Genomic DNA, 15,541 nt, shown 5'->3' with positions numbered 1-15,541 from the left:
TCATACTGTGCTGCAATTAATGAGTTTACCAGCACTGTTTAGGGTGCTTATATATGGATGGTTATGTTTCAAATATTCCTGCGTTTTTTCTCCCTTGGTCTCGTTTCCTTTGGTGGCCCCGCTGCGCACATTGGCTACTTTAGACAAACCTTTGTACAAGAACTTAATTGGCTAGACGATAAACACTACGGCAGTCTCGTGGCGTTAAGTCAGTTTATGCCTGGACCTGGTTCTAGTCAGGTAGGCTTTGCGATTGGTTATCATCGCGGTGGCTTATTAGGTGGCATTGCGGCATTTTTAGGTTTTACCCTGCCTTCGTTTATCCTGCTGTTTTTACTAGCGGTAACCAGTAGTCAGTGGCTAGATTACTCATTTACCCAAGGCATTATTCATGGTCTAAAGCTATTAGCTGTTGTAGTGGTAGCGGATGCAATATGGATTATGTTTAAGCAGTTTTGTCAGCGTAAACAAGCCAAAATATTAATGGTGCTTAGCTGTGTGATTATCTTGTTGCAGCCATCCATGTTGATGCAGTTTAGTTTGTTAATTGCGGCGGCTTTGGTTGGGCGAAAATATCTTGCTAGTAATGCAGATGAGTTAAATCAACAGCCTCAGCAGCCGGTTAAGCTCAATTTCTTTTGGCTTAGTTTATTTGCAGGTTTACTGATAGCGTCATTGGTGGCAATCAGTTTATCAACTCAAAGCGGCATCACTAACCTTACCCAACTGTTTAGCCAGTTTTACCAAGTGGGAAGCATGGTATTTGGCGGTGGACACGTAGTGTTACCACTGTTGCAGCAAAGCGTTGGTGATAGCATTAGCAACGATCAGTTTTTAACTGGTTATGCTTTAGCCCAAGCTGTGCCCGGGCCTATGTTTGCCTTGGCGGCTTTTTTAGGGGCCGAGATCTGGATTGAACAGCCGCTGATTGGCGCGCTGGTCGCCACTTTGGCTATATTCTTGCCGGGTTTTTTATTGATGCTGGTGGCGCTTAAAAGCTGGCATGCAATAAGCGCTAAGCCGCAAGTGACGGGGGCGATAGCCGGCGTTAATGCCTGTGTGGTGGGCTTTTTGTTAGCGGCGCTGTATACGCCTATCTTTAGCAGTGCAGTGCTGTCGTCACTTGATATGGCGTTAGTAGTGTTAGGCTTTGGTTTATTTAAAATCTTTAAGCCAAATATCTTTATCTTAGTTGCTGTCTTTGGTGTAACTGGTGCCTTAATCGGTGCGTTTACAGGCTAAATCCCAATGAAATGAAAAGGCCGTTAGATCATGCTCTAACGGCCTTTTTTATGCGAGCTTGAAGTTCATTTTATACCAGTAAGACAGCTTCTTGCTGGGCTACAACCTTTTCAGCTTTAACGGCACACACCTTAAACTCAGGGATTTTAGCCACAGGATCTAGCACGTTGTTGGTCAGCTTGTTGGCCGCTGATTCAGCAAAGTGGAACGGCAGGAATAACACTCCAGCTTGAGCACGCTTAGTCACAAAGGCTTTAATCTCAATTTCACCGCGACGGGTGCTAAGTTTGAGCATATCGCCGTTATTGATCTCGAGCTTTTCAGCGTCAAATACTGAGATCATTACTTTGGCTTCACCAAGTTGGTTAAGCCCCTCTGTTTTACGGGTCATGGTGCCGGTGTGGAATTGCTCCAGCAAGCGACCCGTTGAAAGGATTAATGGATACTCATTACATGGCATCTCTGCAGGCAGGCGATAGTGCACTGCGCGCATTTTGCCTTTACCGTGAGTAAATTGGCTAGCGTGCAAAATAGGCGTACCTGGGTGGCCTTCCGCTGGGCATGGCCATTGCAGACCTTGGCGACCGTTTTCGGTTTCGCTATTGATAACAGCCCAAGTAATACCACGATATTGCGGTGTGACATCGGTGATTTCATGCCAAATTTGCTTCTCTGTTTGATAGCCCCAATTTTCACCCATTTGGCTAGCAATAAGCTGGATGATCTCCCAGTCATTTTTAGCTAAACCTGGCGGCGTAACAGCAGGCAGTAGCTGCTGCACACGGCGCTCGGTATTAGTGAAGTGCCCGAGCTTTTCAGCAAAGGCTGCGGCAGGTAACACCACGTCAGCCAGTTCCGCAGTCTCTGTTAAGAAGATATCTTGCACTACCACAAACTCTGCGGCAGCTAAGCCTTGCAAAACATGCTTTTGGTCTGGGTCACTTAGCACTGGGTTTTCACCCATTACATATAAGCCTTTGAGCTCACCATGGCTTAGCGCATGCATCATTTCGGTGGCTGAAAAGCCAATGTCAGCACAAAGATCTTCTTTGCCCCAAGCTTCACGGAAACGCATTTGTACTAGCGGATCGTCAAGCTTTTGGTAACCAGTAAAGTAGTTTGGTAGTGCGCCCATATCACAAGCGCCTTGCACGTTGCTCTGACCACGTAGCGGGTTTATGCCAGCGCCTTTAACACCAATGTTGCCGCACAATAGCTGCAGGTTAGAAATTGCCGTTACGTTGTCGTGACCAGAGGTGTGTTGCGTTACACCCATTGCATAATAAACCGCAGTTTTTTCTGCAGTACCGATAAGCTTGGCCATCTTAATGATGTCACTGGCGCTGACGCCTGTGATGAGTTCTGCATTTTTAGGGCTGTAATCTGGGCTCATGACCTCGTCATACAGCTGACTAAAACCTTCAACGCGAGCTTGAATGTAATCTAAATCATGCCAATCATTTTTAATGATCTGCTGCATAATCGCGTTGATTAACATCACATCAGAGCCTGGACGCTGAGCCACATACAGCTCGGCTTTATCGGCAATTGATACCCGCTTAGGGTCGGCAACAATTAATCGTGCGCCGTGCTCTTTGATTGCTTGCTTGATACGCGAGGCAATAATGGGGTGAGCGCTTTCGGTATCTGAACCAAGAATAAAGATAAGGTCGCTATCTTTAATGCTTGGAATATCGTTAGTCATCGCGCCGCTACCTAAGCTTTCGCGCAGGGCGGTAACGGTTGATGCGTGGCAAAGGCGCGCACAGTGGTCAACGTTGTTGTTGCCCAGCACACTACGGAAGAACTTTTGGAAAACATAGTTATCTTCGTTAGTGGCTTTAGCCGACGATAAACCTGCAATCGATTTGTTACCGTATACTTGCTTGATTTGTGCAAAACGCTGAGCAACAACTGCAATAGCTTCATCCCAACTCGCAGGTACTAATTCGCCGTTTTTACGAATAAGCGGTGTAGTTAGGCGTTTATCACTGCCAACAAAGTCAAAGCCAAAGCGACCTTTAACACATAGCATTCCCTCATTCACTGGTGATGATGTATCACCGCTGACATGGCGAATTTTGTTTTTTTGCTCATCCACATGCAGATTGATACGACAACCAATACCGCAATAGGTACAGATACTTGATACCGTTTTCAGTGGCGCTTTTTGCGCAGCTGTTAAGCCTTGGGTTTTGTCACGTGAATCAACCAGTGCACCGGTTGGGCATACTTGCACACAGTTACCACATTGCACACAGTCGCTATCATTCATGCTGGCGCTAAAGCCAACACGTGGTGCTTTGCGCTCATCACCAGTAATTGAGCCGGAACAAGACGTTGGCAGTGCGTGGTAGTGAGCTTTAGCAAACGAAATCGCGTTATGACCGCTGGCGCCTTTACAGGTTTCCACACAAGCACCGCAGCTAATGCAGCGGTTAGCATCGAAAGTGATAAATGGTGCGCTGTTATCAACACTAAATTGCTGTGCCTGACTAATATCAAGCTCGCTGGCTTTGACTTTATATTCGGTGGCGTAATCACGCAGCTTACAATCGGTGTTGGCTTGGCAAGCACATTCAAGGCAGCGTGCGGCTTCTTTCATTGCTTCATCCGCGGCAAAGCCAAGCTCAACTTCACTAAAGTTTAATGCTCGCTGCAATTTATCAAGCTCAGGCATGACGCTACGGGCTTGTACTTTAGAATCTGGGTAAAGGTTGTCGGCTTTAATCGATTTTAAGCTGCTTGTTTTCTTCGCTTTAGTCGAGTTAAACGGCTGCTTAACTAGCTCACAAGTTAGGCCTTGGCTCAGCAGCTTTTCAATGGCATCAGCTGCCTTGCGGCCATCAGCAACGGCAGCGACAGCAGTGGCAGGACCGGTGCGAGAATCACCAATCACAAACAGTTTATCAAGGCCGGCAGACTGACCTGCTGACATAGTGTGTTCACAACCTTCAAAGGTATTCCAGCGAGTTAACGCTACTTCACCGGTGGCAAGCTGGCTCTGTGGGTGATCCAAGAAATCCATATCTGGCGTTTGTGATACTGCTGGAATGACGGTATCAAACGCTTCAGTAAAGGTTTCACCAGTTGGTGTAGGGCTGCGACGACCAGAGCTGTCGGGCTCACCAAGTGCCATTACTTCAAAAGTAACCATAGCCACGCGACCGTTGCCATCGCTGTGGTTTTCAATCGGATTAGTTAGGAAGTGGAATTTAATCCCTTCTTGTTCCGCTTCGTGAATTTCATAAGGTTCTGCAGGCATTTCATCGCGAGTACGGCGATAGATTAATGTCACATCTGCGCCATCGCGCTTGGCTGTACGGGCACAATCGATTGCGGTGTTACCGCCACCAATAACGGCGACTTTTTTGCCTGTGCTGTACAGCTTCTCTGTGCAGTAATCTCGCAGGTAATCCACACCTAAATAGCAACCTTCAAGCTCAATACCTGGGTAGTTCATCGGCACAGCTTTTTGCGCGCCAATCGCTAAACAAACGGCATCAAAGTCTGTGATTAAACCATTTAAGTGAATATCGCGGCCAAGGCGGGTATCTGTGGTAATGTTGAGGCCATTTTTACACAGCAGCTCAATCTCTTTATCGAGAATCGCTTTAGGCAAACGATACTCTGGAATGCCGTAACGCAACCAGCCGCCCGCTTGTGGCATAGACTCGAAAATGGTGACGTCGTGACCATTGTTAGACAGGTAATAACCCGCCGAAATACCCGCAGGGCCACTGCCGATAATTGCGACTTTCTTACCGGTTGCAGGTGCTTTTGGCGGTACGTATGGGTTTTCGCCCTCTAAATCTAAATCGGCGGCATGACGCTTTAATTGGCGAATAGCCACTGGCTCGTCAACTAGACCACGGCGACATTCTGTTTCACAAAAAGCAGGGCAGACACGGCCAATAGAGAGTGGCAAAGGTAAGGTCTGCTTGATGACTTTTACGGCTTCAGTGTGGTCGCCTTGGGCAATATGGTACAGGTAAGACTGCACATCAACGCCAGCGGGGCAGGCTGTTTGGCAAGGGGCTTCGCAGTCTGCAAAGTGATCTGACAAAATGTTGTGCAACGCGGCTTTGCGCTGCTTACTTAACGCCGCTGACTGGGTAATGACTTCAATATTTTGCGCGGTAATATCCCCGATGCGCGTGTCGCAGGCGCGCACATTGGTAATATTGTTGTCGCAATCAATAAGCTCTACATGACAAAGATTACAGTGCTGTTTGCTATCGTGCACTAACGAGCTAGCAGGGGTTTTACATAAATTCGGTATGGCGATATCGGCATTAAGCGCAACATCTAATAGTGTGTCTTGTTGATTAGCTAAAAGGGTTTTGCCATCAATTATTATTTGTTTCATCGCATGGGCCTTTAATTATAGGGTCGCAGCTTGATTGTGTGCGTTGAATCGCTTTACAAAGCGACTTGGCAACATCAGCATTCGCAGAAAATGGACTAGGCGAAATCGTATTGCTTGGAGTATACCTGTGGCCTTTTTCTACACTGATAACACGGTTTAAATTTGCGCTGAAATTGCTGACCTGCTCACAGGTATGACAGGAAGTGTGCGCATGGCTGGCTGCCGCTGGTCTGATGTGAGATCGACTTATCGTTTTTGCTGGTTTCGTCTTCTAGCTTGCTAGCACGCGAGTTTTTAAGCGTTATGGGGACAAATAGGCTGGGTAGATTCAGCTAATTCAGTTTGCAAAATATGCCTTTTCAGATCACTAACACCAAGGTAGGAGGTTTGCATTTGAATGGTGTCAGGCTAAGTGTGGTCAAGATCACAACTTGGCTGGCTTGCGAGTTGAACTGCTGCACTAAAATGGCAATGTTTGTTGAAAGTGGGTGGGTCTACATTTTCTGCTTATTAGCTTTAAGGTATGTTTTTAGGGCTTAAGCTAATATTGTTGAATAAATTTGCTATTTTGTGGTCTTTTGCGGCTAGGTTTCATTCGAAGCATGGGTTAAAATAACGGGTTTTCTATTTGTAGTAATTTACTCGTAAAGAGTCGAGCAGTAGAAATTTAACCACTATTGCTTAGCAATGACCGCTTAGCCAAATAAGAAGTTGATTAAATCATGTTTGAAGTAAATCCAGTAAAATTCAAAATCAAGGAGCTCGCTGACCGTACCGACCTTCTTCGGGGGTATCTTTGACTACGATGCTAAAAGTGAGCGTCTAGAAGAAGTGAGCCGAGAGCTTGAAAGCTCAGAAGTTTGGAACGATCCAGATAACGCCCAAGCCTTAGGCAAAGAGCGTGCAGCACTTGAAGCGGTAGTTAAGACTATCGACGATATGGACAGTGGCCTAGAAGATATCGAGGGATTACTCGAGCTTGCCGTTGAAGAAGACGATGAAGAAACCTTCAATGACGCCACCGCTGAATTACAAGGCTTAGAGAAACGCCTAGAGGAACTTGAGTTCCGTCGTATGTTCTCTAAACCACATGATGCATCAGATTGTTATTTAGATATTCAATCAGGTTCTGGCGGCACTGAAGCTCAAGACTGGGCTAACATGGTACTGCGTATGTTTTTACGTTGGGGCGAAGCTCACGACTATAAACCAGAATTGATTGAAGTGACTGCAGGTGATGTTGCTGGTATTAAAGGCGCCACCGTTAAATTTACTGGCGAATATGCCTTTGGTTCGTTGCGTACTGAAACCGGTGTACACCGTTTAGTGCGTAAGTCGCCATTTGACTCGTCAGGTAAGCGTCACACCTCTTTCTGTTCGGTATTCGTTTACCCAGAAATTGATGATTCGATTGAGATTGATATCAATCCATCGGACTTAAGAATTGACACCTACCGCGCATCTGGTGCGGGTGGTCAGCACGTAAACAAGACTGAGTCGGCAATCCGTATTACCCATTTACCGACCAACACTGTAGTGCAATGTCAGAACGACCGTTCACAGCATAAAAACCGTGACTCGGCGATGAAACAATTAAAAGCAAAACTGTATGAGCTAGAAATGCTTAAGCAGAATGCTGATAAGCAAGCCGCCGAAGATGCCAAGTCAGATATTGGCTGGGGCAGCCAGATCCGTTCATACGTGCTAGATGATGCGCGTATTAAAGATCTACGTACCGGCGTTGAAAACCGAAATACCCAGAGCGTGTTAGATGGCGATCTGGACAAGTTTATTGAAGCTAGCCTGAAATCTGGCCTTTAACGAGAGAAGAAGATGACTGAACAAATCCAAGACGAGAACAAGTTAATTGCAGAACGTCGTGCTAAATTAGAGCACATCCGTACGAACTGCCCTGCAAACGGTCACCCGAACAACTTCGATCGAAAACACAAAGCGGCAGACATTCAAGCTGAATTTGGTAACAACACCAAAGAAGAGCTTGAAGGCATGGGCATTGAGCGTTCAATCGCCGGCCGTGTAATGGCTAAGCGTGGTCCATTCTTGGTTATCCAAGATGTGAGCGGTCGTATCCAAGCATACGCTGGTAAAGACGTTCAAAAAGATCTTAAAGAGAAATTCCAAGGTCTAGATATCGGTGACATCATCGGTGTGACGGGTCAGCTACACCTTTCAGGTAAAGGCGACCTATACGTGAACATGGAGCAGTACCAGTTGCTAACTAAAGCACTGCGTCCGCTACCAGAAAAGTTCCACGGCCTAACAGACCAAGAAACGCGTTACCGTCAGCGTTACGTTGACCTTATCGTTAACGAAGACTCACGTGCAGCATTCGTTATGCGCTCTAAAGTGGTTACTGCTATCCGTAACTTCATGGTTAAGAAAGAGTTCATGGAAGTTGAAACCCCAATGATGCACAGCATCCCAGGTGGCGCTTCAGCACGTCCATTCGTGACTCACCACAATGCACTAGATATCGAAATGTATCTACGTATTGCACCTGAGCTATACCTTAAGCGTCTAGTTGTTGGTGGTTTTGAGCGAGTATTTGAAATCAACCGTAACTTCCGTAACGAAGGTCTGTCGCCACGTCATAACCCAGAATTCACTATGATGGAATTCTACATGGCGTACGCTGACTTTAACGATCTAATGGATCTAACTGAAGAGATGCTAAGCTCTATTGCTACTGAGCTTTGTGGTTCTCCACTACTTCCATACGGTGAGCACACTGTTGATTTTGGTGGCCCATACGCGCGTCTAAGCATGTTAGATGCAATTAAGAAGTACAACCCAGACAACGCTACCATCCAGTCTATGACTTACGAAGAAGTTAAAGACGTTGAGTTTATGCGTGACTTGGCTAAGAGCCTAGGCATGACAGTTGAGAAGTTCTGGACTTGTGGTCAACTACTTGAAGAGATCTTCGGTGAGACAGCTGAGCCACAGTTGATGCAACCTACGTTCATCACTGGTTACCCAGCGGATATTTCTCCACTAGCACGTCGTAACGACGACAATCACTTCATCACAGACCGTTTCGAGTTCTTCATCGGCGGCCGTGAAGTGGCTAACGGTTTCTCTGAGCTTAACGATGCTGAAGATCAAGACAGCCGTTTCAAGGCTCAGGTTGATGCTAAAGACGCAGGTGATGACGAAGCAATGTTCTACGATGCAGACTACATCACTGCACTAGAGCACGGCTTACCACCTACTGCTGGTCAAGGTATTGGTATTGACCGTCTAGTGATGCTATTCACTAACACGCACACTATCCGTGACGTGATCTTGTTCCCAGCAATGCGCCCACAAGCGAACTAATTTGCAGGGCTGATACAGCTAAACAGTATCGCCAATAAAATAAAAACCAGCCACTCGGCTGGTTTTTTGTTTTCAGTCCTAAACCAGCTTATGAGTAAATAAGCTTTAATTACCGGCAATTGGTAGCAATAAAGCGATCATTCATCAGTATGGGATACTATTTGTATTAATTTGGAAACAGTCGTGATTTTATTTGATATTTATCAATATAATTAGACTGATACCCTTGTATTTTAACCGGCTTCCAACCTTGTTTCTCTTGCACTTTCAATATGATTTCGGTGTGTGTTCGATTACAAATTAATTGTTTGCTATTGCAAATAAAAGCTCTCGACTAAGTCATTCATTCGTGACAGTGATATGGATGCCTATGTTTTGTGCTTTTTAATGGGTTCTTATAGCAATGTTGTAATTTTGAACTTTATTTTTAAAGTGAAAAACACTAGTGTGTAAAAGAATTTTAGGCTCTTTTGTTGGCTGCTAATACTGAATCAAGTACCCATAACAAAAGCTACTTTTAGTAATAAAATGATTTAATAGGATATCGAGTGATTAATATTGAAATAACGCAAACACAACGGGATGACTGGCAGCTATCTATCGATACGCTGGCACGAATAGCCCAGTGTGGGGCCGCGTTATTTCAAATCAATGAAGTCGACCAGTTTGTCATGCTTAGCCAAGCTAATTTTGCTGAGGCAGCGCTTACTTCATTAAATAGCCAAGTCAGTCGAGACTATTTATATAGCCTAAATGAACGTCCTATTCAGCAAGCTGTAAATGATTATATTAATCGGACTAAGTTGGCTGATACATTAGAGCATCAGGCTTGTGTATTCCCCATTAATTGGCCATCTGGTAGCTTATTTGGTTATCTTGCTATTGGCGAGGCTGCAAGTACTTCTCTGCAAATTCAAGCTGAAGTCGCGCGTTCAACATCAAGTTTTAATTTTACTGCTGCTCAGCTGCAGCTATCAGAAGCTAATAGCGCTGACATAAGTCGTATCCTAAAAATGTCAGCTGATAGCCTTGAGCAGGATTTAACCCGTCTTTATCGTGAATTTAAACGTGAATACAACTCTAGTCGCTGCGCTTCTCATCAATTGATAGACGTCAATTTACAGACTTTTATCGACTGTATGAGAGAGCATGTGTGGATTAAAGATGCTTCTGGCCGCTACATGTTGGTCAACAAGAGTGTTGAGCAAGCGTGGAGTCTCCCTCGAGAGCAGATCATTAACTTTACCGACGATGAGCTTTTTGAACCTAGATTGGCTAAGCATTTTATTGCTAGCGATATAGCGTCAATTAACAAAGGTATAGAGGTGTCGGCAGGTGAGTGTGAAGGCTTGGATATTGGCGATGTGGAATCATGGCTAGAAACCACTAAAGTGCCCGTAATGGACGATGATGGCGAACTGACTGGGGTTATCGGGATTTCACGCAATATTTCATCTCATAAAGCTGCGAAAGATCAGCTGGAATTGGCCTCTCGAGTATTTGAAAACTCGGTCGAAGGGGTGATAATTACCGATGTGGACGGCACTATTGTTGATGCTCACGGTGCCTTTAGGCATATAACGGGTTTCGAGAAAGAAGAAATTTTAGGGCAAAACCCGCGAATATTTAACTCCGGCAGACACGATAAAGCCTTTTTTAGTGAATTATGGTCAGCACTACTCACCAAAGGTAAGTGGCACGGTGAGATTTGGAATCGACGTAAAAGTGGGGCAACTTTTCCACTGATATTAAATATTAGTGCGGTGTACGATGATGAAAACCAAATCCGCTTTTTTGTGGCGGTGTTTTCTGATATTTCAGCGCTAAAACAAAATGAGGAAAAGTTAGCCGAAGTTGCATGCCATGATCCATTAACTAAATTGCCTAACCGAATGGGACTTAATGCCCGCTTAAAGCAAGAGTTAAAACAGGCTGCTCATAACCAAAATCGTTTAGGTTTGGTTTACATCGACGTTGACCTATTCAAGCAGATTAATGAAAGTTTTGGCCACCCAGTTGGTGATGAAGTTTTACTAGAACTTAGCAATCGTTTTAGCTTGGGACTCGATAAATTTGCCACCATCGCCCGTCTCGGGAGTGATGAGTTTGCAGTCATCTTATCTAATATTGAAAACAGCGATATGTTGCTGTTAAGTGTTAACAAGCTCAGAAAGATGTTTGACCAACCGTTTATGTTAGGTAGCCATGGGCAAGCTAGATTAACCGCAAGTATGGGAGTAGCCATTTATCCTGAAGATGGCCAAGACCCGAGTACATTGCTTGTTAACGCTGAAGTGGCAATGCATCGTGCTAAGCATGATGGCCGCAATAACTACGCATTTTACACTGAGTCATTAACTCAAGAGTCAGTGGCAAAGTTGAAGCTACAAAGTGCGCTACATGACGCGCTAGAATTAAATGCACTTCATTTGGTGTATCAGCCAAAACTTAGTTTTAAAACGGGTAATGTAGTCGGTTTTGAGGCATTACTGCGTTGGACAGATCCTGTGCTAGGCAGCATTTCGCCTGCAGTTTTTATCCCGTTAGCCGAGAAAGTTGGTCTTATTCAAGATATTGGGCGTTGGGTATTGCGTAAAGCCTGTGAGCAGGGCGTGCGTTGGCAAAATCTTGGATTAAGTTTTGGGCGTATTGCTGTCAATGTGGCGGGGCAACAGCTACAACGTAGCTCTTTTGTCGATGAAGTCGCTGAAATTTTAGAGCAAACAGGCCTATCTGCAAGCTGTCTAGAATTGGAAGTTACTGAGAGCTGTATGATGTCAGATCCATTAGTAGTGAGCCAAGATTTAGCAAAATTGGGACAGATGGGAGTTGAGCTTTCTATCGATGACTTTGGTACAGGTTATTCCTCGCTTAGCTATCTTAAAAAATTACCAATCCATAAGCTTAAAATTGACCAGTCTTTTGTAGCGGGCTTGCCATCTGATACCCATAACACTGCGATTGCTAAAGCGATTATTGCAATGGGGCATGCTCTAAACTTGCAAGTTGTAGCCGAAGGCGTTGAAACTCAAGAACAGGTAGACTTTTTAACCGCAAATAGCTGTGATGATGCTCAAGGTTATTTTTATAGTCCGCCACAACCAGCCGAAAATCTAACTGACTTTTTATTTAAGCACTGATTTTCATTATTAGTGATGGCGAGTTAATTTCTTTATATTCAGTAGTGTTAGCCACTACCTGTTTACTCCGTTGGCAACGATTAATGAGCTTAATCGTTGCCAATATCAAATGCCTCTATCGCGACTACATCACCTGGCTGCATTAATCCAAGCTTGATATGGTCGATTCTCACTCTTACGAGTCTAAGCGTTGGCAGCCCCACCGCAGCGGTCATCTTTCTGATTTGGCGGTTTTTTCCTTCACGAATAGTAATAGATAGCCAGCTAGTTGGGCCATGGCGGGGATCGCGGATCTTCTTGCCTCTTGCTGGCAAGTTTGGTTCAGGTATGAGTAATTCAACCTTGCAAGGTAAGGTTTGATATTTTGTGCCGTTAACTCCAATCTCAACACCTTGTTGTAACAGCTTTAACTGTTCAGGACTGACTTCACCATCAACCTGAACATAATATTCCTTTTCAATGTCTTTACTGCGAATTAGGTGGCTTTGCATACCATCAGTCGTTAACAGTAATAAGCCTTCTGAGTCGTGGTCGAGCCGGCCAATTGCCATGGTTTTATCTGGGAAATCACAGAGCTGTGCTAACACTGGCTTGCTTTTACGAGTTTCTGGCACGAACTGGCTAAGAAAGCCATAGGGCTTATAAATCACGAAGTGGCTATGTAGCGTGCTAGTAATTTGCAGTTCAGGCATGTAAGACTCTTGAGTAATGACGGCGAAGGTAACAGTTGAGCATTATAACCTTAATATTGCGGGGTTAAGCTAATCGCTTAGTACTTGGTATGAATAGCGACTCACAGTGGCTAATTAATAGCTAATGACAGCGTTGTCATTTAAGGTTATAGTTATGTTAACTAATTAATGGCTGCTGTGAATTTATGCGACTAAGACTAATTCATAGCGGTAGTAACGAGTTTACCGACTAGATATGCCTAAATATCACTCGGTTGGTTTATCTGTTTGGTGGCATCACAAATATTGGATCAAATTTATGCAAATCGTAATATTAAAAGACAGTGCGTCAGTCGCTGAGTACGGCGCAAATATTTTTATTAAGCAGCTGCAAAAAAAGGCTGATTCAGTATTAGGTTTAGCAACAGGCTCTACGCCTGTATCGCTTTACCAAGGATTAATCGCAGCCAACAAAGCAAAGCAGATCTCTTTTGCCAGCGTTAAGACTTTTAACTTAGATGAATATCTAGGTCTAGAGGGTACGCATCCGCAAAGTTATCGCTACTTTATGAATGAGCAGCTATTTGATCATATCGATATTGATAAGTCACAAACGTTTGTGCCACCAGGTGACGCCGAAAATCCAATTGAAGCCTGCCAAGGTTACGAAGAGAAAATTAAGGCTGCTGGTGGGATCGATATTCAATTACTTGGTATTGGACGTAACGGTCACATTGGCTTTAACGAGCCTTCATCAGGTTTGATGTCACGCACTCGAGTTAAAACGTTAACGAAGGCGACCATTGATGATAATGCGCGTTTTTTTGCAGTCGACGAATACCAACCGCATCTTTCTATCACCATGGGCATTGGCACTATTTTAGATGCGAAAAAAGTGGTGTTATTAGCAACTGGTGAAAACAAAGCTGATGCGATTAAAGCGACAGTGGAAGGCGCGTTAACTGCTGCCTGCCCTGCATCGGCTCTGCAACTGCATCAAGATGCTGTGTTAGTGATTGACGAAGCCGCAGCCTCAAAGTTAGCTGATTGTGATTTCTATAAGCATATTGAAGCTGAGAATCAAAAGCTGATGGCAAAGCTGGGTCTGTAAGGCTTATATAAAGATATTTAGAAAAGCTCTCTATGATATCGAATTGATTATTTAGCTTTGGCTTTTGAATTTTTAGGAGATATAGCGAAGGTTCTTAATCTGATCGCCTTTTTACAACTTTGTATAATTAAAGCAGAGTCATATCGATACCTTAAAGGACAAGCATTAGCTTGTCCTTTTTTATACCCCAAAAACTGATAAATGAGTATCCAATATTCATAAGGCGCTTACATAGCGCCTTTTTTGATCTTATTTATGACGTTTTGCCGCACATGTCACATAACTAGTTAGACCTGGATCGCAAAATAAACTCTTTGAAATCGATATAGCTATACAGTTGTGTATTTTGGTGTGTATTATTCACCCATCGAAACGAAATAACGTTTCTAAAAAATTTTATGGATATATAAAAAAGGGTGATAACTATGAAAAAGTCTTTGATTGCAATAACTGTTTTGTCGGCGCTATCGACGTCAGCTATGGCAAACGAATGCAATACTATTATTGAAGGAAGCCTCTTTGAATGTGTAGACGGAGACGGTCAATGGGCGTACTTGGATAAGTTAGGCCAAAATATTTCATTTGGTGATGAAAACGATATCGTTGTTGATGTTTATAAGAATGAAGATGGAACTGTAACTGTACAACGTCAAGATGAAAATGGTGATTGGAATGAAGTAACTCTTAGCGAAGAAGAAGCTCGAGCATCAATAAAGGTTATTGCTAAAGATCGAGGAATCGAAGCTCCTATCGGCGTTCCAAATCATGGTCTTAATTTAAAGAAAGGATTAGATCCACGTGATAAAAAGGGCTACAACAAGCTCAATGAGCGGGCTCAAAACTCTGAGCGTGTGCAAGAGTTTCATGACATTATGGAAAGCTCTGGTGAATATAAAGGTGCAACAGGTGCAGAGCGAACAGCAGCTTTAGAATCACTTCTTACTGACTTGCAAAACGATTTATCTAATATGTCTAAGGCGGATCAGGCTAAGGCGTTAGCTGCATTAAACAATATTACGGTGTCTCAGAAGTATGATTCAGTTTTAGACCAAGTTGTAAATAGTTGGGGGTTAGGTACACAGGAACAAAAAGAGAGTTTCAATGAGTGGAATGCTCTTTCAAGTGAAGAAAAGAAAATCCTTTTGGCTGAGAGAGTTGGATATGTTAAGCCAATCGATGCCATTATCGACCCTATTATTGATGAACCTCAAAATGGTACAGAGTTTAAACAAAAAGTTGATGGTTTAGTCGGTGAAGGTACTGTTGATAAATATGTTGAAGCCGAAGATAAAACTATAGCTGCGGCAGATATTCTAGCTACCGAAGGTTCAGAGGCATTGATGGATATTATGATTCCAAATCCTTCCGCTGGAACTTCTGGAGAAGCAAAACAGATCAGTTTATATGATTACCTCGATAGTGTTGCCAAGTCTGATCCTGATACATTTGAACCACGTATGGATAGTGGTGAAATTGTGTTACGCAATGCAGGCCTGAATCTTAAAGAAGCTGGTGATAATCTAGTTGCTCAAAGCAAGGCTGCTAAAGTTGAAGTTGAAAAAGCAATTATTGCAACGAATGAAGATATTCAGCGTGTAGAAACGACATTGTATAAGACTCATGATGCAATGGAGTTGATGAATAAAAAAGTAGAAGCGAATACCGCAGC

General features: G+C 43.9%; 8 protein-coding genes. 6 read left to right on the top strand and 2 right to left on the bottom strand.

Features of this window, described 5'->3' with window-relative positions; translation table 11 throughout:
* Positions 1 to 63: 63 nt before the first annotated feature.
* The gene (gene chrA, locus MSG37_RS07755; RefSeq protein WP_248470015.1) at positions 64 to 1,242 is read left to right on the top strand and encodes a chromate efflux transporter; all 1,179 of its coding nucleotides are present in this window, start codon (positions 64 to 66) and stop codon (positions 1,240 to 1,242) included.
* Positions 1,243 to 1,312: 70 nt separating this feature from the next.
* On the opposite strand, the gene fdhF is transcribed toward chrA, so the two are convergent.
* Positions 1,313 to 5,611 (bottom strand): formate dehydrogenase subunit alpha, encoded by a 4,299-nt coding sequence (fdhF, locus tag MSG37_RS07750; RefSeq protein WP_248470014.1) that lies wholly within the window; start codon positions 5,609 to 5,611, stop codon positions 1,313 to 1,315.
* A gap of 722 nt (positions 5,612 to 6,333) precedes the next feature.
* On the opposite strand from fdhF, the gene prfB reads away from it, so the two are divergent.
* From prfB to MSG37_RS07735, 3 genes are all read left to right on the top strand, one after another.
* Positions 6,334 to 7,432, top strand: a protein-coding gene (gene prfB, locus MSG37_RS07745) for a peptide chain release factor 2 (protein WP_248470013.1) whose coding sequence is annotated in 2 segments (ribosomal slippage) — positions 6,334 to 6,408 and positions 6,410 to 7,432 — 1,098 coding nt in all. Because the reading frame shifts where the segments join, the coding sequence is not laid out codon by codon here.
* A 12-nt stretch (positions 7,433 to 7,444) separates the two neighbouring features.
* Positions 7,445 to 8,950: a lysine--tRNA ligase gene (gene lysS, locus MSG37_RS07740; RefSeq protein WP_248470012.1), complete on the top strand. Its 1,506-nt coding sequence runs from the start codon at positions 7,445 to 7,447 to the stop codon at positions 8,948 to 8,950.
* 548 nt (positions 8,951 to 9,498) lie between these two features.
* Positions 9,499 to 12,090, top strand: coding sequence for a bifunctional diguanylate cyclase/phosphodiesterase (locus tag MSG37_RS07735; protein WP_248470011.1), 2,592 nt, complete (start codon positions 9,499 to 9,501; stop codon positions 12,088 to 12,090).
* Positions 12,091 to 12,179: 89 nt separating this feature from the next.
* On the opposite strand, the gene MSG37_RS07730 is transcribed toward MSG37_RS07735, so the two are convergent.
* Positions 12,180 to 12,782: a pseudouridine synthase gene (locus tag MSG37_RS07730; protein ID WP_248470010.1), complete on the bottom strand. Its 603-nt coding sequence runs from the start codon at positions 12,780 to 12,782 to the stop codon at positions 12,180 to 12,182.
* A 298-nt stretch (positions 12,783 to 13,080) separates the two neighbouring features.
* Between MSG37_RS07730 and nagB the strand changes: the two genes are divergently transcribed.
* Together nagB and MSG37_RS07720 are read left to right on the top strand one after the other, a co-directional pair.
* Positions 13,081 to 13,872, top strand: a complete 792-nt coding sequence (nagB, locus tag MSG37_RS07725) for a glucosamine-6-phosphate deaminase (RefSeq protein ID WP_248470007.1) — start codon at positions 13,081 to 13,083, stop codon at positions 13,870 to 13,872.
* Between the two features lie 425 nt (positions 13,873 to 14,297).
* Positions 14,298 to 15,541 (top strand): hypothetical protein (locus MSG37_RS07720; protein WP_248470006.1); only part of this gene is annotated, 1,244 nt, incomplete at its 3' end.

The organism is Shewanella sp. 1CM18E, assembly GCF_023161665.1.
Classification (GTDB): domain Bacteria; phylum Pseudomonadota; class Gammaproteobacteria; order Enterobacterales; family Shewanellaceae; genus Shewanella.
This window is presented reverse-complemented; position numbering and strand designations above follow the sequence as displayed.